The following is a 19355-nucleotide window of genomic DNA, read 5'->3' as shown; positions in this document are numbered from 1 at the left end:
TTACGTTTTGTACAAAGCAGGAAGTAATTATTTAAGTTTATCTTTTTTTGTAGAAACACTTATTAATTTGTAGCCCTTTTCAGTTCTTAAAAACTCAAAATGATCCTGTCCAAAATCTGTTTTGTTTTTTGAATTGATGACAATATCCATAATTGGATAGATCCAGTCTTTAGATTCATTACAATTATTGAAATACATTTCGTATTCGGCAGATTCAAAAATATAAGGATTCAAACCGTCGGCAGAAATGAAATAATCTGTTTTTGCAGTATTTAATTCTTGAAGTTTAAGTTTTAAAAAATTGTAATTATTATTTATGAACTTGTTTTTGGGGTTACTTATCCAGCCCATTGGTTCTTTCCAATAAGTAATTTTGTCAAAAGATTGTTTTAAGATATTAGCTTTAGATAAATCTTTGAGCAAAGTGTTTGTCAGCCATTCTTTAAACTCTTTTTCAAAGTTTATAAACGAATAATAATGACCGTCAACTCCTAGAAAACATTCTCTTACTGGATCTTTACTCGGTACTGTCGATTTTTCTAGAGAATAAAAATTAAGATTATCATTGTATGCGAAATCTTCAATTAAAACATTGTTATTGATGTCGATTAGAAACTCGTTTCCTCCAGCCCAGAAAAAGTGTTCTCCATCTCTTACTTTTTCAGCATCTTTTAATCCTATAAAAATTCCATTTCTAACTTTAGTTAAATTACTGTATACTGCAGGAATTATGATTTTACCTTCGCCATTAAACATTCCCATTTTATCCGTTTTACGATCTGTAAATCTTATAAAACCTTCATTTTCACAATCTGGACCATTGTCAAAAATATATAAACTATCACGACCAACGATTTTGCCTGTCTTGGTTAGATAATAGCTTTCCCATTTTTGATTATTTCCTTCCGTAACGGCTATAATATTCTCGAATTTATGAGCGATTGTAAATCCCATAAATTTTGGCTCAATTTTGATGATGCCGTTTTTGTCTTTAAATCCAATGTGAGTCGAATCTTTATCTGGAAATGAGATCCAGATATCATTGCTTTGAGCAAATACTGTTACGTTTAAAAAGAAGAAAGCAGAAAAAAGAATACTCTTTTTCATAAGATTTATTTATCGTAAATGAATTTCTGATTCCTTGTTTTTTGCTTCATCAAAGCAATCGCTGCATAACATTTTAAAATCAGCTTTAGCTTGAAAAACATCAGTCCATTCTTCACCATTATCCAGAAGATATTGTTCACATTCTCCGCACCAAGCAATCTGTGGAAGATCTTCTTCGGCTTCTGAGTAGAAAAAGCCTGTTTTTTCGTCTGAATCTATTGCCATTGCAATATGAATACAGCCAAAAGACATTTCTTTTGAGCCATGTAGTTCACATAAAACATTTTCGATCATTATTTTATAAAATTTTACCTTTTTGCAAGTTGTAAGGTTTCAAATTTAAGCATAAAAAAGAAAATTCTATTTTTAGTTATAGAGTTTTATTAAGGGTTGAATGAGAATCCAACACTAAAAAATAATCTTACCTTGTCTATATTATTTATCCAAGAAGTATCAAAATGAATAGGACCTAAAATCGATTGATAAGAAATAGAAGCTCCTCCAGATAATACAAGACTTGGGTCAAAGCCATCATCCCATTTTCCTTTTGGACTAAATGCCTTACTTATGTATTTATCAAAAGATTCAAACCCAACAGTTGCGATATTAAAATGGGGCGTCAGATAGATTTTTCCCATAAGATTTATTTGAGAAGCAATTTTTAAGCCCATATATTGAGAAACATTGAGTTCGTCTTCATGCAGGCCTGGAAATGAAAAACGATTACTGCCAGAACTTGGGATAATTCCTCCTACGAAATATTTTGCTGCATAACCAAAATCCGAAAACGAGATTTGATCGTTACTAAGTTTATCCTCAAAAATAAAATAAGAATCAAACCCAATGATTCCCGTAATTTTTTTTCTTAAAAGGGCTCTTTTTTCAAAACTGAAACCAAATTTTGTATAACCATTGGTCGAACCAGATATGTGTGTTTGATCTGGATCGTTAAGAGAGGTATAGACATCTGTAAACAATGATCGGGTTATATTTGCTTTTAAAATTGTTCCGTTTTCAGCAAAGAAAACTTTATCCATGTCATTGTAGGAATAATGCATGTTTAGTTCTATGTTGTTTAATGAGTAATTCCTGATGTCGATTGAGTTAGGATTGTATTCTCTGTCGTATTTTGGTTTTAAATTAGCGTATTGATAGTGTAAACCGTAGCCAAAATAACTTTTTAATGAATTTATATTTCTATTGATTTCATTGTTAAATTCAACAGAATTATAAAGTACATTATCTGAAGCTTTACCGTTAAAATAAATCTCTTGCCTTAATAAGGCTCCGTAAAGTTCAGATGACCACCACCAATCTCGGTTTTTTCCAAAATTTTTCTGATAATTAATTCTGACTTTTGGCTGTTCCGCTATATCTGCAGTTATAAGAAGGCGAGACGCTCTGGCGAGAACATTTCTGGCGGTGTAATTAAAAATGATTCCAACGCCACGGTAAGTGTCATAATGTACAGATGTGTTTAGTTGATTTTTGGCACGTTCATGACCAAAGATTGTAACACCAAGTTTGTTTTCATCTTTGATGAAATAGTTATATGTAATCTCGTCAAAAAGATTAGTGCCCATTGCTCTGTTAATACCTGCTATTAAGTCTTTTGTGGTATATTTTACATGTGTTTTGAGATTCATTCTTCCTAATACCAGAGCAAGATTTTCCTTGCTTATTTTTTTGTAAATAATGGTATCAAGAATAATTTCTGAGGGCATTTGTGGTAATTCGTGAATACGTTGTTGATACCCTTTTAATTTTTCGGATAAGGCTATTAAAGCAGGAAGATTTTCATTTGTTGCAATTTTACCATCTTTATAGATTTCCGCACTATCGGCAAAATCTGCAGTCGAAAAACGAAGGTTGGGCATGTGATCTACTAAAATATCGCAGAGTTTTCTATTTGCTGGATTCTTAATATTACTAGGGAACATACTGGTTTGCGTTAATATGGTTATAACATTGTTCAGTTTGTCTATTGGTTCCAATCCGCCTCCAACATCACTGCCAATAATAATGTCAGCCCCCATTTGTTGAGCAACATCTGTAGGGAAATTATTTAGAACACCACCATCAACTAATACTGTTTTTTCGTACGACATAGGTTTGAAAATAGCAGGGAGCGACATACTGGCTCTCATTGCATAAGCTAAGCTGCCTTTGCTCAAAATAACCTCTTTTCCTTCAGACAAATCTGTAGCCATAGCTCTAAACGGAATCGAAAGGCTGTCAAAGTTTCTAATGTTATATACCGGGTAAGTTAATTCAGAAAGATATTCTCTTAGATTTTGATCATTTAATAAAGAGCCAATGCTGTTTAGTTTTTTGTTTTTAACCCCGATTCCAACTAAATACCTTTGAAATTCTCTTTTTTCCTCTACGCTGACAGATTTTAATGACTGACCACCGCCAAGTAATTTATCCCAATTAATGTTTTTGGTTAACTTTTCTATACTGTCACCAGAATATCCCATTGCGTATAAACCGCCAATGATACTTCCCATACTATTTCCAACAATAAGGTCTGGAACAATGTGTAAAGAATCTAGTTTTTGTAAAAGCGGAATATGAGCAATTCCTTTTGCGCCGCCGCTTAGTACTAAAACGACTTTGGGTTTCTTTTCCTGCGAAAGAATAATTTGCGGGAGACCGAGTAAAAACAAGAAAGCGAATAAATAAGATGTTTTTTTCAAGATTACAATGTTTATGTATTTGAGAAATAAGGGCTTATTTTTATTTTTAAAATTAAGGACTTATTTCTAAAAAGTAGAATTTTTTGATTAAAATGTTTAAACAGGCAATTTACTTATTCTGAAAAGCATTAAAAATAAAAAACCCTTACATTTCTGCAAGGGTTTTAATATTCAATTTATTTTAAGAAATCTAAAATTGATTTAGTATCTGTAGTACTCTGGTTTGAATGGACCTTCAACTGGAACACCAATATAAGCAGCTTGATCGTCACGTAAAACTTCTAGTTCAACGCCTAATTTAGCTAAGTGTAAAGCAGCAACTTTTTCATCTAAATGTTTTGGTAACATGTAAACTTCATTTTTGTAAGCTGCACTGTTGTTCCATAATTCGATTTGTGCCAACGTTTGGTTTGTAAATGAGTTACTCATTACAAAACTTGGGTGACCTGTAGCACAACCAAGGTTTACTAAACGACCTTCAGCAAGAATGATGATGTCTTTTCCTGCGATGTTGTATTTGTCAACCTGAGGTTTGATTTCGATTTTAGATGCACCGTGGTTTTTGTTCAACCAAGCCATATCAATTTCGTTATCGAAGTGACCAATGTTACAAACAACAGTTTTGTCTTTCATTTGCTCGAAGTGCTCTCCAAGAACGATATCTTTGTTTCCTGTAGTTGTAATGATGATATCAGCATTAGCAATTACAGTGTTTAATTTTTTAACTTCATAACCGTCCATTGCAGCTTGTAAAGCACAAATTGGGTCAATTTCAGTAACAGTTACAATAGAACCAGCACCTCTAAAAGAAGCAGCAGTTCCTTTTCCAACATCACCGTATCCACAAACGATAACTCTTTTTCCAGCTAACATTAAGTCAGTTGCACGACGTACAGCATCTACAGCAGATTCTTTACAACCGTATTTGTTATCAAATTTAGATTTAGTAACAGAGTCATTAATGTTGATTGCAGGCATTGGCAAAGTTCCAGCTTTTACTCTTTCATAAAGTCTGTGAACACCAGTTGTAGTTTCTTCAGAAAGACCTTTAATTCCAGGAACCAATTCAGGGAAACGATCAATAACCATGTTCGTCAAATCTCCACCGTCATCAAGAATCATGTTCAATGGTTTTCTGTCTTCACCAAAGAATAAAGTTTGCTCAATACACCAGTCAAATGATTCTTCGTCAAGACCTTTCCAAGCGTAAACTTGAATTCCAGCAGCAGCAATAGCAGCAGCAGCTTGATCTTGAGTAGAGAAAATGTTACAAGAAGACCAAGTAACCTCTGCACCAAGAGCAATTAAAGTTTCAATTAAAACTGCAGTTTGAATCGTCATGTGTAAACATCCAGCAATACGAGCACCTTTAAGAGGTTGTTCGTCTTTATATTCAGCGCGAAGAGCCATTAAACCTGGCATTTCAGCTTCAGCTAGTTCAATTTCTTTTCTTCCCCAAGCAGCCAGAGAAATGTCTTTTACTTTGAAAGCCACATAAGGCGTAGTCGTTGTACTCATTTATAGTATATTTGTAATTGTAAAATTTTTGCAAATTTACATAATAGCTTTTTATTTTTACTACTTTCTGTCAGATTTGTGAAATCTTTAATTTCTTAATCTTTAGAATGTTAGTTAATAAAGGTTTTTAGAAGCTAATCCTGCTGTCCACTATATCTTTTGTGGTCTCGTAAAAAAAACGAGACCACAAAAGGATGACGTTTCCATCAGGGCTAAAAGATCTGACATTAAATTACAATTCAGTTTTTAAATCAGGAAAATAATTCATAACTTAAAATTCATAATCCATAATTAAAAAGTAATGCCTTTATTTCAAACCATACAATTTAATGAAACCACAAAAATTTTAATTTGGGAAATAACCGAATCGTTCGATGAATTATATAGTAAGGTTACCTTAAAAGAAAAGACACAGCGCAGACTTGACGGAATGAAATCACAACTGCATCAGCGGGCTTTTTTGAGCGTTCGTATGCTGATTCAGGAAATAGGATTTACAGATCATGATTTGCATTATGACGAATTTGGAAAACCTTATTTTGATTGTCATAATCATATTTCGATAACACATTCCTATCATTTTGCGGCAATAATTGTCAGCCATGAAACCGTAGGAATCGATATGGAATTACAACGCGAAAAAATACTTCGCATTGCAGATAAATTTGTCGATACTGAATTTGACTATTTAAATCCAAATGTTTTAGAAGATTACGTAAAGAAACTTACTGTTATCTGGGGTGCCAAAGAAGCCATTTTTAAAATCAGAAACGAGAAAGGCATTAGTTTTAAAGATCATATTAGGGTTGATGATTTTTCTTTAAATAAAGCTAAAACCAACGCCAGTCTTCATTTTGATGATTTAGTGAAAGATTTTAATGTACATTATGAAGAAATAAAATCAGATAATTTTGAGGGTAATTTTACACTGGTTTATGCTTTTGAAAAATAAAATACCTATGTAAAAATCCTAAATTCCAACTTTACAATATTTAAATTTATTGAAAGAAAATAATTAAGCATTATCATCTTTTTTTCGATGTTCAAACATGCTCATGTATAAAAAAGTACTCATTTTTCTGGCACGTCTTTTTAGTATTTCGACATTTTCACCTTCAAAATATTCATCTAAAGTTTGAAACCAATGATTAAGCCAGATTCCAAATTCATTAGAAGTAATCTGCTCGTTAAAATGAGCATCAACTTCATTATGAACAGCAATAGGATTACCATTGTATTTCTTCACGCCAAACAAATTCATTTCCCAAAAATCAGTCAGTTTTTCTAGGTGTGAATCCCAATCTTTAATCATTTCATTAAAATAAAAGCCAATTTCTTCATCGGCTCTTATTTTTTCATAGAATCGATGGACTAGAAAAGAAACATCGGCTCTATTTTCTATTTGTTTTTTACTCATGTAAGACTATTCAAAATAATAAATAAAACACTAAAGAAAGCACTTGCAAGAAGTAAATTAAAAACCACTTTATGCTTCATTTGAGCTAAAATTGAAGTGTTTACAAAGATACAAACTAAAACAATAACAGCCAGTTGTATCATTTGCGGAATAGAAGTTCCATTGGCAAGAATAAACATTGCAGCAGCGGCTCCTAAACAGCTTTGACCAATTACAGCCATTGTTGCAGAACCAATATAATTTTTGTCAAAATTTTCGAATGTTGTTTGATAAAGTGTCATGATATTAAGTTTTAGAATAACAAAGGTACAGGCACTTTGACGCTGTTATTTATGACTTAAATCATAAAACAAAATCTATTTTATCGATATACTTTTCGGTTTATTATTTTTAGTTGTCCCTTTTTTTCAAGTGCTTTTATTGCTCTAATAACGGTTTCAACACGCAGACCAGTTAAATCTCCAATTTGTTGTCTTGTAAAACTAATGAGATGCCCGTTTGCATCTTTTTTAAAATTAAAATAAGCAATTCCGTGATCTATTAATTTTAAAACTCGATGCTCGGGTTCGTGAGTTGATATTTCTGCTGCCATTATAGATTTGTAATACAAGCGCTGGGCAAGATTCTCAATTATTGTAATGCTCACAGAAGGGTTTTCCTGCAACAGTTTCATAAAAGTAACTTTAGGCAGAAGAAAAATTTCAGTGTTTTCTACAGCAATAGCATTTGCTGGGTATTTTTGATTTAAAAATAAAGGAGGTTCTCCAAAAGACTGATCTTTATAAAATATACCCTGAATAAACTCTCTTCCATCATCATTATAATTACTCATTTTAATTTCGCCTGAAATAATTTGATAATAATGTGTTGGCAGATTTCCTTCTTCAAAAAGAATTTCATTCTTATCGATAGTCTTTCTTATCGCATCATATTTTTCTAATAATTCGAGAGCAATCATAAAAATTGATTTAAAGCTGTTTTTACAAAGATAATTCATTCAAAATAGTTCTTCGGCATTAAAAACTTTTTACTTTTACAGCCATTATGGAGCAAAAATTACTCAGTATTCATCGCCAGATTTTAGAGGCTAAGAAAAATGGACAAAAGTTATTGGCCATACTTCTAGATCCTGATAAAATTGTATGGGAAAATTTACATCATTTATTGCTTAAAATAAATGAATCTCCAGCAACTCATATTTTTGTTGGAGGAAGTATTGTTCAGAGTAATGTTCTAGAAGATTTAATACAAGAGTTAAAATTAAAGACAAATCTGCCGGTTGTTTTGTTTCCAGGAGACCCTTCACAGATTTCTCTGCAAGCCGATGCTATTTTGTTTTTATCATTATTGTCTGGACGTAATCCTGATTATTTAATAGAATATCAGGTTCAAGCAGCTCCAATTCTTAAAAAAGCAAATCTTGAAGTTATTTCTACAGGATATATTTTGATTGAAAGTGGTAACGAAACTGCCGTTGCGCGTGTTAGCAAAACGGAACCACTTAGTCGCGAGAATTTAGATCTGGCACTAGCAACCGCTCAAGCAGGTGAAATGTTAGGCAATAAATTAATTTATTTAGAAGCGGGAAGCGGAGCAAAAAATTCAGTTCCACTAGAAATGATACAGTTAATTGCTCAAAATATTGAAATTCCAGTAATTGTTGGAGGAGGAATTGTAGATTTGCATTCCATTAAAAAGGTTTACGAAGCTGGTGCCGATTTGGTAGTTATAGGAACCGCTTTTGAAAACGACAGCCTTTTTTTTGAATCCTAAATAAAACTTTTTACAGTTTATAAAATACCGCACAAATGATAGATTTTTTTCTTGAGAGTTATAAAAATGCACCGCTTTGGCATATTGCCTTAGAGTTTTTGGTTTTTGTGTTTGGAATTTTAAGCGTTTGGTTTGCAAAAAAAGAAAACATCTTGGTTTATCCAACAGGTTTAATCGCCACAGTTATTTCGGTGTATCTTTTATATGTTGCCGGTTATATTGGTGATATGATTATAAACGGATATTTCTCGATTATGAGTATCTACGGATGGTATGTTTGGGGAAGAGGAGGAGCAGTCGAGGATAATCTGCCAATTACCAGAACAAATCTTAATGAAAAAATAATTGGAGTAGTATTGTTTTTAGTAACTGTTTTTGTAGTTTTCGGGATTTATAAATATTTCGATTACGAAATTAGAAATGACAATTATGTCGATATGATATCTTCTGGAATATTTTTTGCAGGGATGTGGTACATGGCCAGAAAAAAAATCGAAAACTGGACACTTTGGATTATTGGTGATATTATTGTAGTACCTCTGTACGCTTATCGCGGACTTGGAATGCTGTCACTTCAATATTTAATTTTTACAATTTTAGCTATTTCAGCTTATTTAGAATGGAGAAAAATCTTAGACAGCAAAAAACAGCTATCATAAAAATTGCTTTATTTGGCCCTGAAAGTACAGGTAAAACCACATTGGCAACACAACTTGCAGAGTATTACGAAACGGAATGGGTTCCGGAATTTGCACGCGATTACCTGCAAGAAAAATGGGAAGAAAATCAGAATATTTGTGTTGAGGCAGATATGATGCCAATTGCTTACGGGCAGACCGCTCTAGAAAATCAAAAACTTTCAAACGCAAAAAAATACTTGTTTTGCGATACCAATTTAATGGTTACCAAAGTTTTCTCTGAAATGTATTATAATGTTTGCGATCCGCTTTTAAATGAGGCCGCACTTGAACATGAATACGATTTGTTTTTTCTCACAGACATTGATGTTCCTTGGGAAAAGGATGATATTAGAGATACGCCAGAAGGCAGGGAAACAGTATTCTCTGTTTTTAAAGAAACCCTGATAAATACTAAAAAGCCCTTTATAACACTTTCCGGTAACAAAGAAAGCCGCTTGGCAAAGGCTGTAGAAATTGTAGATAACTTGGCAATAGCTAAAAAACATGGTTTTAGTTCTGCTGATTTTGTTCAGATATACGAACATGGTATTCCTTTTGAAAATGTGCTAAAACAGTTGGGAATTTTTAAAAACGGAATTACAAAAAGCAGCTTAATAAATCCAGCGACTATCAATAACGGAATTTTAAGTTTGTCTGATATAGAATTTAAAGAAAAGGCTGTTTATTTTGATGCTCAGCGAGGAAATTTAAAAATTAAAAAGTTCGTTCCTGCTTCTGGTGCGGCGACTAGAATGTTTAAGTTTTTAATCGCTTTTCTAAATGATTTCGATATTCAAAAGGAAACGATAAATGCCTATATCAATAGAAAAAAGGATAAAGAGCTTGCTATTTTTATAGTAGGAATGGAGAAATTTCCTTTTTTTGAAATAGTTTATAAAAAGCTAAAAGAAGTTTATCCAGATTTTGATGCTTTAGAAAGAGATTATAAAAATTATTATTTCATAAAGTTATTATTGTCTCCAGATTACTTTAATTCAGCAAATAAACCAAAAGCGGTTTTACCTTTTCATTTGTACAAAACCCATCTTGCAAATCCAATTGAAGAGCATTTGAATGAATGTGTTCATTATGCAACAACAAATAACAGCTCGAATTTGCATTTTACCGTCTCAGAGATTCATCAAAGTTTATTTGAAGAAGCTGTTGATGCCGTTAAAGAGAAAATAGAAAAATCATCAGGAACAAAAATCAACATTGGATACTCCTATCAAAATAAAAGCACAGATTCTATTACAGTTGATGTAAAGAACAAAATTGTGAGAAATCAAAATGAAAAGCTGATTTTTAGGCCCGGAGGACATGGAGCATTAATTGAAAATCTAAATAATCTCGATGCAGATATTATTTTTATTAAGAATATAGATAATGTCATTCAAAATCATATTGATGAAATTACGCTCTATAAAAAGACCTTGGGTGGTATTTTGATTGAAATTCAAGAAAAAGTATTTGGTTATTTAAGAGCAATTGAAAATAACGAATTAAATGAAAGTGATTTTGCTGCAATTATTGAATTTTTAGCAGAGAAGTTAAATATTCAGGTAAGTAAAGATTTTTACAAATTTACTTTTGAACATAAAATTACCAAAATAAGAGAAATCTTAGATCGACCAATCCGAGTTTGCGGAATGGTTCGAAACGAAGGAGAACCGGGCGGAGGCCCATTTTGGGTAATGAATGATAAAGGAGAAGTTTCGCTTCAAATTGTAGAAGCCTCTCAAATTGATCTGCAGAATAAAAAACAACTTGAAATTTTAGAAGCTGCAACCCATTTTAATCCTGTTGATTTGGTTTGCGGAATTAAGAATTTTAAAGGACAAAAGTTTAATCTTGGTCAGTATATAGATCAAAATGCAGGTTTCATTGTAGAGAAAAGTGTAGAAGGCAAAGCAGTAAAAAATTATGAATTGCCAGGATTATGGAATGGTTCAATGGCGCATTGGCTCACCATTTTTGTTGCAGTTCCATTAATAACCTTTAATCCTGTGAAAACCGTAAACGATTTATTAAAAGCGACACATCAGCCACAATAATGGATAACGAAAAAATTATATCAGAATTAAGCTTTAAGGCCGTTAGAAGCAGTGGTGCAGGCGGACAAAACGTAAATAAGGTTTCATCAAAAGTAGTTTTGACTTTTGATCTAGAAGCTTCTCAGGTTTTGTCAGATGAAGAAAAAGCGCTTCTGAAAGATAATTTATCATCTCGCTTAACAGTTGAAAATGTATTGATTTTAAATTGTGACGAAGATCGCAGTCAGATTAAAAACAAAGAGATTGTTATAAAACGTTTTTTAGAAATTATAAAGAAAGGTTTGTTTGTTCCTAAAGTTCGAAAAGCAACCAAAATTCCAAAATCAGTGATTAAAAAAAGGATTAAGGACAAAAAGAGTGTTTCTGAAATAAAGAAGAATAGAAAGAGACCAGAGTTTTAAAAAATGAAGAACCCAGATAAAGATAAACGATCAAAAAGTTATTATTGGGAAGTTTTAGTAATAATCTTTGGGCTTGCGCTCTTTAAGTTTGGAATCGATGAAGGATTTAATGGCTCGATAGGTTATAATTCAAAACGAATGTTGGGCGTGCGTAATGGATATTTAAATGCTCTTTATGGTTTTTTTGCAGTCATCGGTGGTTGTTTGAGTATTTATTCAAAGAGAAAAAAATGAGTTTTTGGAATTTGGAATTTAATTTTTTGGAATTTGTTTTTTAACACTACATTTGCACTGTCTCAAAGGGGTGCTCTAAATAACGAGCTGAGATCATACCCAAAGAACCTGAGCGAGTAATGTTGCTAAGGGAAAAAACGACACTATCAAGCGTGCACACTTTATTTTGTCGTGAAACATTTATTAATTTAACAAAAGAATAATTCCCCCTTTTATTCGTAATTCTTTACGAATGAAAACATTTTTTTTAGGTACTAAGGTACTAAGTTGCAAAGGTTCTAAGGTTCAAAAACTGAGCAGAACCAAATCCATTTTCTTTCTTCTTTTTTCTTTCTTCTTTACACTGGTTTCTACTGCGCAAGAACAGGATTCAACAAAAGTTACTAAACTTGATGATGTGCTAGTTTCTGCAGTTCGTGTTACTTCAAAAACGCCGGTTACATTCAGTAACATGGATAAAAAAGAAATTAAATATCGAAATCTAGGACAGGATATTCCTGTTTTGATGAACTATCTGCCTTCTGTCGTTACAACTTCTGATGCTGGAAACGGAATGGGGTATACAGGAATTAGAGTTAGAGGAAGCGATGCTACAAGAGTAAACGTTACTATAAACGGAATCCCTTATAATGATGCCGAAAGCCAAGGAACTTTTTGGGTAAATATGCCTGATTTTGCATCTTCTCTAGAGAGTTTACAGTTGCAGCGAGGTGTTGGAACTTCTACAAACGGATCTTCTGCGTTTGGAGCCAGCTTAAATATGCTTACAGATAATTACGCTTCGAAAGCAAATGGTGAAATTTCAAGTTCTTACGGAAGTTTCAATTCAAATAAAAATACAGTAAAATTTAGCACAGGTTTGTTAAACGATCATTTTGAGTTGGCAGGTCGTTTATCTACATTGAAATCTGATGGTTATGTAGATCGCGCCAAATCAGATCTAAAATCATATTTTTTACAAGGAACTTACGTTGGAAAAACAACTTTGATTAAAGCTTTGGTTTTTGGAGGAACTGAAAAAACGTATCAATCATGGAACGGAATCGATGCTGAAACTTTAAATTCAAACCGCACTTATAATTCGGCAGGAAAATATAAAGATGAACAAGGAAATGTTCGTTTTTACGATAATGAAACAGATAATTATAATCAAGATCATTACCAATTGCATTGGAGCGAATCATGGTCTGATAAGTGGAGCACTAATCTGGCATTTCATTACACAAAGGGATTAGGGTATTATGAAAACTACAAATATGACGAACCGATTGAAGGATATGGGCCAATTCAGCCTACAAAACAAGTTGAAAATGATTTAGGAGAATTAGTTCCAGGAACTGATTTGATTCGTCAGAAATGGTTAGATAATGACTTTTACGGAACAACTTTTTCTGTAAAATACAAAGAAGAAAAACTGGATGTTATTATTGGCGGAGGCTGGAATAAATACGAAGGCGATCATTACGGAAAAGTAATTTGGGCAAGAAATTCAGCTCAGTCTGAATTAGGCGATCATTATTATGATGATTTCTCGACAAAAACTGATGGGAATATTTTTGCAAAAGCAAACTATCAGTTTACTGAAAAATTAAGTTTTTATGGAGATTTACAATACCGAAATGTACACTATAAAGCCAATAGCGCCCAAACTGGTTTGGTAAATGATAAGTTTAACTTTTTTAATCCAAAAGCAGGTTTAAATTTCGAGATCAATTCAAAAAACAATCTTTACTTTTCTTATGCACGTGCAAATCGTGAGCCTAATAGAACAGATTATGAAGGCGGAAATGTAAAACCTGAAAAATTAAATGATTTTGAGTTGGGATGGAGGTTTAATTCAGAAAAAATTCAACTGAATTCTAATTTCTATTATATGGGTTACAGAGATCAGTTGATTTTAACCGGAAGATTGGATGATGTTGGTGCGCCTATTCGTGCTAATACTGAAAAAAGCTATCGTTTAGGTTTTGAGTTTGATGCGACAATTGCACTTTCAGAAAAATTTATTTTGAGACCTAATTTCACTTTAAGCAGTAATAAAAATGTTGATTTAGCTGTTGATGGACAGTATTACGGAACAACTGATATTGCTTATTCTCCAGAAGTTATTGCAGGGAATATTATAATTTATAAGCCAATTGAGAATTTATACGTTTCGCTGCTGCAAAAATATGTTGGCGAACAATATATGAACAACATCGAATTACCATCGGCAAAACTGGCTGATTATTTTGTAAACGATTTGAATGTATCTTACGAGATTAAGCCAAAATCTGTTTTTAAATCAATCATGATTACTGGTTTAGTAAACAATATTCTAGATAAAAAATATGTTTCAAACGGAGCTATGTGGGATATTTATCCATACTATTATCCGCAGGCAGGAATCAATTTCCTAGCAGGATTAACATTAAAATTCTAAAATATTCTCAAACATAAAAAAGCCTGAAAATTTAAACTTTCAGGCTTTTTTTATGTTAGTTATAAACGCGAATTACAGTTCCGCTCACTTCAACACGATATTGTTTTAATGGATAATCTTTACCGCCAAGTCCAGTAAATAAACTGTACTCCGTTTTATCGCAAGAACAAACGGCATTAATACCGTTAATTGTCATGGCAACGCATGAGTTTAAATCCTGATTAGGACAAGCGGCATCAAAAGCATTATAGGTGCCTCCAGCATTAAAAATAATAATTCCTTTTGCTCCATAATTAGGAATTATTACACCGTTGCTCACAAATTTCAGATTGGAATAAGCCGGCAGGTTCATATCTACAGATAAATTTACAGCGTAATTAGGGATATATGGATTTTTATTGCTGCGCTCGCTGTCACTGCAAGAGAAAAGGATAGAAACGAAGGCGATTATTAGAAAGATTTTTTTCATTATTTTAATAAGAATTAGTGAAACAAAAATAAATTATTTAGATTTGATTTTTATATGATTAACATATAATTATGTACTACAAAAAATAATAGTATATTTGTAATACAAAATCCCGTCCCGATGGGATTTTTTCTATTTATATAAACGATGAAGTTATGAGTAAAGTATCTTATTATACCGCAGAAGGATTAAAAAAATTAAAAGATGAATTGGAGCATTTAAAAAGTGTAATGCGTCCAAAAGCATCTCAAGATATAGCAGAAGCAAGAGATAAAGGTGACTTATCTGAAAATGCTGAGTATGATGCTGCAAAAGAAGCACAAGGTTTATTAGAAATGAGAATTGCTAAACTTGAAGAAGTATATGCTAATGCAAGATTAATTGACGAATCTCAACTTGATGTTTCGAAAGCTTTGGTACTTTCTAATGTGAAAATTAAAAACCAAAGCAACGGAATGGAGATGAAGTATACACTTGTTGCTGAAAGTGAAGCTGATTTAAAAACAGGAAAAATTTCGGTAACTTCTCCTATTGGAAAAGGTTTACTAGGAAAATCTGTTGGCGAAGTAGCTGAGATTACAGTACCAAACGGTGTTTTAAAATTTGAAATTCTTGAAATTTCAAGAGACTAAATTTTCTATTGTTTAACCGTTTAATCGGTTAAATGAATAAACAGTTAAACGATTAACCGAATAAAACAATGAGTTCTATATTCACTAAAATAGTAAACGGAGAAATTCCAGCTTATAAAATCGCTGAAGACGATAACTATTTGGCTTTTTTAGATGTAAATCCTAATGCAAAAGGACATACACTTTGTATTCCAAAACAAGAAATTGATAAAATTTTTGATATGGATGACGAATTGTATTTAGGCTTAATGAAGTTTTCTAAAAGAATCGCGGCAGCGCTGGAAAAAACTGTTCCATGTAAAAGAATAGGAATGGCAGTTGTAGGTTTAGAAGTTCCTCATGCCCATGTACATCTAATTCCGCTTAATGAAATGGATGAAATGCGTTTTCATAATAAAGTAAAACTTTCAAAAGAAGAATTCGAGGCTTTGGCAAAAGACATTCAATCTAATCTTTAAAGAATACAAAAAAATAGAAACACCAATTCAGAATTTGAATTGGTGTTTTTTTATATCTATTTTTTAGACCGGATTAGTTGTTTTATAACTGATTTGAAAAGTAGTTCCTTTTCCAATTTCAGAATGCAGTACTTTGATTTTTCCATTGTGATATTCTTCTACAATTCGTTTAGTCAAAGAAAGTCCCAAGCCCCAGCCTCTTTTTTTAGTAGTAAAACCGGGTTCAAAAATAGTTTTGAATTGATTTTTAGAAATACCGCTTCCAGAATCTTTTACATTTATTTTTACCTGATGAGAATCTAGTTCAATCTGAAGATCTAGATTTCCCTTTCCTTTCATTGCATCAATCGCATTTTTAATTAAATTTTCAATAGTCCAGCTGTGCAGTGTGGGATTAATTAGAGCAAAAACTTGCTTTTCAGGAGCCTGATACGAAAACGAAACCTGTTTAGAAAATCTAGATTGTAAATATTCATAGGTATTCAAAGTTTCTGCCACAATATCATTCGGTTCTAAAACAGGAACAGAACCAATTTTAGAAAAACGATCTGTTATGGTTTGCAAACGCTCAACATCTTTTTCGATTTCAGCTGTGATAGATTGATCGATTTCTTCCGTTTTCAAAATTTCAACCCAACCAATTAATGATGATAATGGAGTTCCAATTTGGTGCGCTGTTTCTTTGGCCATTCCTGCCCATAATTTATTCTGAGTTGTCATTTTTGTGCTTTTGTAAAAGTTGTAGATCAAAGCACCGCACAAAAAAATAATCAATAATAAAGCTACAGGATAATATTTTAATTTATTGATCAAAGCCGAATTGCCATAGTAGATCTGTTGAAATTTACCAGGAGCATATTCAATTATAACAGGATCATTCTCGTTTTTAAGATTATTTAAAAACTTAACAGACTCTTTTCTATCATTAATTACGTGTTCAGGAACATTTACTGAGCTTATAACTTTGTCATACATTACTAACATTACTGGTACAGAAGTGTTGTTGTTTATGATTTCAAGAGGTAAATCAAGATCAGTATTTTCATCTGCATTAATTAATGTTTTTTGAGCATTAGCCCAAAGATTCATTTTTAATCTTTCCTCATTTTTAAAGATTTGGAAAAAAGTATAAGTATTCCAAAGAATCAAAGAAATGATTAAGAAGGAAATAAAAATAATGATCCAACGGGTTGTATTTCTACTTTCAGAAAAACGCATAAACTAATTTTTGAGGTATAAATATAACGAAATAAACGCATTTTATATTTCGAAGAACTTTAAAGATTTTTTGTTTTTATCTTGCAAAACTATTTCTCGAAGTTAAACGATTTATATACTTTTGTAAGCCCGAAGTTGAGGTTCGGTTAAATGGAGAAATTATGATCAGCATAGACCCAAAAGAGATAACGACAGTAAAACTGCAAGGATATTTGCAAAGTGCCGTAGGCCCAAGGCCAATTGCTTTTGCAAGCACCATAAGTGTAAATGGAGTTCCCAATTTATCTCCCTTTAGTTTCTTCAATGTGTTTAGCGCTAATCCGCCAATTTTAGTTTTTTCGCCGTCAAGACGTGTTCGAGATAATACAATAAAACACACCTTGATCAACGCTGAAGCAACTCGAGAAGTTGTAATTAATGTGGTTAATTACGATTTGGTACAGCAAACATCATTGGCAAGTACAGAATATGGAGATTGTGTAAACGAATTTATAAAAGCAGGTTTAACTCAAATTCCTTCAGATTTTGTAAAACCATATCGAGTAAAAGAATCTCCAGTTCAGTTTGAATGTAAAGTGACTCAGATTATTCCTCTAGGAACTGAAGGCGGAGCAGGGAATTTGATCCTTTGCGAAGTAGTTAAAATTCATATTCATGAAGCAATTCTTGATGAAAATGGAGCAATCGATCAACATAAAATCGATTTGGTTTCAAGACTTGGCGGAAATTGGTATTCTAGATCGAATCAAGGGTTATTTGAAGTACAAAAACCGCTTACAACTTTAGGTGTTGGTGTTGATGCAATTCCAGATTATATCAGGCAAAGCCCTGTGTTTAATGGAAATGACCTTGGGAAATTAGGTAATATTGAATCCTTGCCTACAAAAGAAGAAGTTAGTATATTTGTGAAAGAAAATTTTGCTGTGAAAGGAGTTTTAAGCTCAGACGATCAGAAAAAAATCCATTTAGAAGCAAAAAAATATCTCGATAAAGAAGATATTACCTCGGCTTGGAAAGTGCTTTTAGCTAAAAAATAAGAATAGAAACAATAATTAATATAGACGAAGATGGAAGTTATAGGAAAAGTAAAAGTGGTTAATCCTCAGCAGCAAGTTAGTGCTTCATTCAAAAAAAGAGAACTAGTAGTTACTACAGATGAGCAGTATCCACAGCACATTTTAATCGAATTTACACAAGATAAATGCGATTTATTAAGCAGCTATAAGCAAGGAGAGGCAGTAAAAGTTTCTATCAACTTAAGAGGAAGAGAATGGGTTAATCCACAAGGAGAAACTAGATATTTTAATAGTATTCAAGGTTGGAGAATCGAAAGACTTGCACCAGAAGGTCCTGCACAAACTCCAGCAATGCCGGCAGCAGAAGCTTTTGCTCCAGCAACAAATTTAAACGAAGACGAACCAGACGATTTACCGTTCTAAGAGTTTGTAATTCAGTTTGTTAAATTCCAAATTCCAATTCATTTTCGTGAATTTGGAATTTGGAATTTTATTTTTACACGCGGTTTATGTAATAAATGACAGTATTGTGTGTAATATCTTTGTCAAAGTTTTAAACTTTGACAAAGATTCACAACGCTTGAAATTTGGAATTTAAAAATTTTAGAATTTAAAAAATGTACTACGTATTCGAAGATCTATTTTTCCCGCCAGTTTCAGAAGCTGATGAAGAAGGTATTCTTGCAATTGGAGGGGACTTAAATCCAGAACGATTAAAGCTCGCTTACAGAAACGGAATTTTTCCGTGGTTTAATGAAGGTGAACCAATACTTTGGTGGTCGCCAGATCCAAGAATGGTTTTGTTTTTAGATGAATTGATTGTATCTAAAAGCATGCGGAATATTTTGAATAGAAATCAATTTAAAGTGACCTTTAATCAGAATTTTGAAGACGTGATTTCAAATTGTCAGAAGATAAAAAGAGACGGACAAAACGGAACCTGGATTTCGAACCAAATGATTGAAGCGTATTGTAAACTTCATGCTCAGGGAATTGCAAAATCTGTAGAAGTCTGGCAAGATGAAGAACTGGTTGGCGGTTTGTACGGAATAGATTTAGGACATATTTTTTGCGGTGAAAGTATGTTTTCGAAAGTTTCAAATGCCTCAAAAACTGCTTTTATAGCTTTAGTGAATTATTTAGAAAACCAAAACTACAAATTATTAGACTGTCAAGTTTACAATCCGCATTTAGAGAGTTTGGGTTGTCGCGAAATTGACCGTGATGAATTTATGACAATTTTAAAAAGTAAATAGA

Annotated in this window: 21 protein-coding genes; 12 read left to right on the top strand and 9 right to left on the bottom strand. The window is 32.5% G+C overall.

Annotation, left to right across the window (positions count from 1 at the left end):
- Positions 1-27 precede the first annotated feature (27 nt).
- The 4 genes from ACHRVL_RS00365 to ahcY all read right to left on the bottom strand — a co-directional run bounded on the left by ACHRVL_RS00365 (position 28) and on the right by ahcY (position 5324).
- Positions 28-1107 (bottom strand): hypothetical protein, encoded by a 1080-nt coding sequence (locus ACHRVL_RS00365; RefSeq protein WP_395409482.1) that lies wholly within the window; start codon positions 1105-1107, stop codon positions 28-30.
- A gap of 9 nt (positions 1108-1116) precedes the next feature.
- Positions 1117-1401 carry a hypothetical protein gene (locus ACHRVL_RS00360; RefSeq protein WP_089052653.1) on the bottom strand — a complete coding sequence of 95 codons (285 nt, stop codon included), beginning with the start codon at positions 1399-1401 and terminating at the stop codon, positions 1117-1119.
- 89 nt (positions 1402-1490) lie between these two features.
- Positions 1491-3806: a patatin-like phospholipase family protein gene (locus ACHRVL_RS00355; protein WP_395409481.1), complete on the bottom strand. Its 2316-nt coding sequence runs from the start codon at positions 3804-3806 to the stop codon at positions 1491-1493.
- 201 nt (positions 3807-4007) lie between these two features.
- On the bottom strand, positions 4008-5324 hold the full coding sequence (gene ahcY / locus ACHRVL_RS00350) for an adenosylhomocysteinase (protein ID WP_089052655.1): 1317 nt from the start codon (positions 5322-5324) through the stop codon (positions 4008-4010).
- Positions 5325-5625: 301 nt separating this feature from the next.
- Here ahcY and ACHRVL_RS00345 point away from each other — a divergent pair, with 301 nt between their 5' ends.
- Positions 5626-6276, top strand: coding sequence for a 4'-phosphopantetheinyl transferase family protein (locus ACHRVL_RS00345; protein WP_395409479.1), 651 nt, complete (start codon positions 5626-5628; stop codon positions 6274-6276).
- A 63-nt stretch (positions 6277-6339) separates the two neighbouring features.
- Here ACHRVL_RS00345 and ACHRVL_RS00340 read toward each other — a convergent pair whose 3' ends face one another.
- The 3 genes from ACHRVL_RS00340 to ACHRVL_RS00330 all read right to left on the bottom strand — a co-directional run bounded on the left by ACHRVL_RS00340 (position 6340) and on the right by ACHRVL_RS00330 (position 7699).
- On the bottom strand, positions 6340-6741 hold the full coding sequence (locus ACHRVL_RS00340) for a group III truncated hemoglobin (protein ID WP_395409477.1): 402 nt from the start codon (positions 6739-6741) through the stop codon (positions 6340-6342).
- Positions 6738-7022: a hypothetical protein gene (locus tag ACHRVL_RS00335; RefSeq protein ID WP_089052658.1), complete on the bottom strand. Its 285-nt coding sequence runs from the start codon at positions 7020-7022 to the stop codon at positions 6738-6740. Before ACHRVL_RS00335 ends, ACHRVL_RS00340 begins: the two co-directional genes overlap by 4 nt.
- Positions 7023-7102: 80 nt before the next feature.
- A complete protein-coding gene (locus ACHRVL_RS00330; protein ID WP_395409475.1) occupies positions 7103-7699 on the bottom strand; it encodes a Crp/Fnr family transcriptional regulator in 597 nt (198 codons plus the stop codon).
- Positions 7700-7785: 86 nt separating this feature from the next.
- Here ACHRVL_RS00330 and ACHRVL_RS00325 point away from each other — a divergent pair, with 86 nt between their 5' ends.
- The 6 genes from ACHRVL_RS00325 (at position 7786) to ACHRVL_RS00300 (ending at position 14305) form a co-directional block, all read left to right on the top strand.
- Complete coding sequence (locus ACHRVL_RS00325) at positions 7786-8514, top strand: geranylgeranylglyceryl/heptaprenylglyceryl phosphate synthase (RefSeq protein ID WP_395409474.1); 729 nt, start codon at positions 7786-7788, stop codon at positions 8512-8514.
- Positions 8515-8549: 35 nt separating this feature from the next.
- Positions 8550-9173 carry a nicotinamide riboside transporter PnuC gene (gene pnuC, locus ACHRVL_RS00320; RefSeq protein ID WP_395409473.1) on the top strand — a complete coding sequence of 208 codons (624 nt, stop codon included), beginning with the start codon at positions 8550-8552 and terminating at the stop codon, positions 9171-9173.
- Positions 9134-11248, top strand: a complete 2115-nt coding sequence (locus ACHRVL_RS00315) for a DUF4301 family protein (protein WP_395409471.1) — start codon at positions 9134-9136, stop codon at positions 11246-11248. Before pnuC ends, ACHRVL_RS00315 begins: the two co-directional genes overlap by 40 nt.
- On the top strand, positions 11248-11649 hold the full coding sequence (gene arfB / locus ACHRVL_RS00310) for an alternative ribosome rescue aminoacyl-tRNA hydrolase ArfB (RefSeq protein WP_395409470.1): 402 nt from the start codon (positions 11248-11250) through the stop codon (positions 11647-11649). The genes ACHRVL_RS00315 and arfB overlap by 1 nt, the downstream gene beginning before the upstream one ends.
- 3 nt (positions 11650-11652) lie before the next feature.
- Positions 11653-11883, top strand: coding sequence for a hypothetical protein (locus ACHRVL_RS00305; protein ID WP_395409469.1), 231 nt, complete (start codon positions 11653-11655; stop codon positions 11881-11883).
- Positions 11884-12115: 232 nt separating this feature from the next.
- Positions 12116-14305, top strand: a complete 2190-nt coding sequence (locus tag ACHRVL_RS00300; protein ID WP_395409467.1) for a TonB-dependent receptor — start codon at positions 12116-12118, stop codon at positions 14303-14305.
- 55 nt (positions 14306-14360) lie between these two features.
- Here ACHRVL_RS00300 and ACHRVL_RS00295 read toward each other — a convergent pair whose 3' ends face one another.
- A complete protein-coding gene (locus tag ACHRVL_RS00295) occupies positions 14361-14774 on the bottom strand; it encodes a hypothetical protein (RefSeq protein WP_129023996.1) in 414 nt (137 codons plus the stop codon).
- Positions 14775-14929: 155 nt separating this feature from the next.
- Here ACHRVL_RS00295 and greA point away from each other — a divergent pair, with 155 nt between their 5' ends.
- Entirely contained in the window at positions 14930-15406 is a 477-nt protein-coding gene (gene greA / locus ACHRVL_RS00290; protein ID WP_089052667.1) for a transcription elongation factor GreA, read from the top strand.
- Positions 15407-15474: 68 nt separating this feature from the next.
- Positions 15475-15864, top strand: coding sequence for an HIT family protein (locus ACHRVL_RS00285; protein WP_395409465.1), 390 nt, complete (start codon positions 15475-15477; stop codon positions 15862-15864).
- A 63-nt stretch (positions 15865-15927) separates the two neighbouring features.
- On the opposite strand, the gene ACHRVL_RS00280 is transcribed toward ACHRVL_RS00285, so the two are convergent.
- Positions 15928-17082, bottom strand: a complete 1155-nt coding sequence (locus ACHRVL_RS00280; protein ID WP_395409463.1) for a sensor histidine kinase — start codon at positions 17080-17082, stop codon at positions 15928-15930.
- A gap of 161 nt (positions 17083-17243) precedes the next feature.
- Here ACHRVL_RS00280 and ACHRVL_RS00275 point away from each other — a divergent pair, with 161 nt between their 5' ends.
- The 3 genes from ACHRVL_RS00275 to aat all read left to right on the top strand — a co-directional run bounded on the left by ACHRVL_RS00275 (position 17244) and on the right by aat (position 19354).
- Positions 17244-18119 (top strand): flavin reductase family protein, encoded by an 876-nt coding sequence (locus ACHRVL_RS00275; protein WP_089052670.1) that lies wholly within the window; start codon positions 17244-17246, stop codon positions 18117-18119.
- Positions 18120-18149: 30 nt separating this feature from the next.
- Positions 18150-18521 (top strand): DUF3127 domain-containing protein, encoded by a 372-nt coding sequence (locus ACHRVL_RS00270; RefSeq protein ID WP_395409461.1) that lies wholly within the window; start codon positions 18150-18152, stop codon positions 18519-18521.
- A 194-nt stretch (positions 18522-18715) separates the two neighbouring features.
- Positions 18716-19354, top strand: coding sequence for a leucyl/phenylalanyl-tRNA--protein transferase (gene aat, locus ACHRVL_RS00265; RefSeq protein ID WP_395409460.1), 639 nt, complete (start codon positions 18716-18718; stop codon positions 19352-19354).
- Position 19355: the final 1 nt, after the last annotated feature.

It is taken from the genome of Flavobacterium sp. FlaQc-28 (genome assembly GCF_044007415.1).
Taxonomy (GTDB): Bacteria; Bacteroidota; Bacteroidia; order Flavobacteriales; family Flavobacteriaceae; genus Flavobacterium.
Note: the sequence above shows the minus strand (reverse complement) of the source record. Positions and strands in the feature narration are given on the sequence as shown.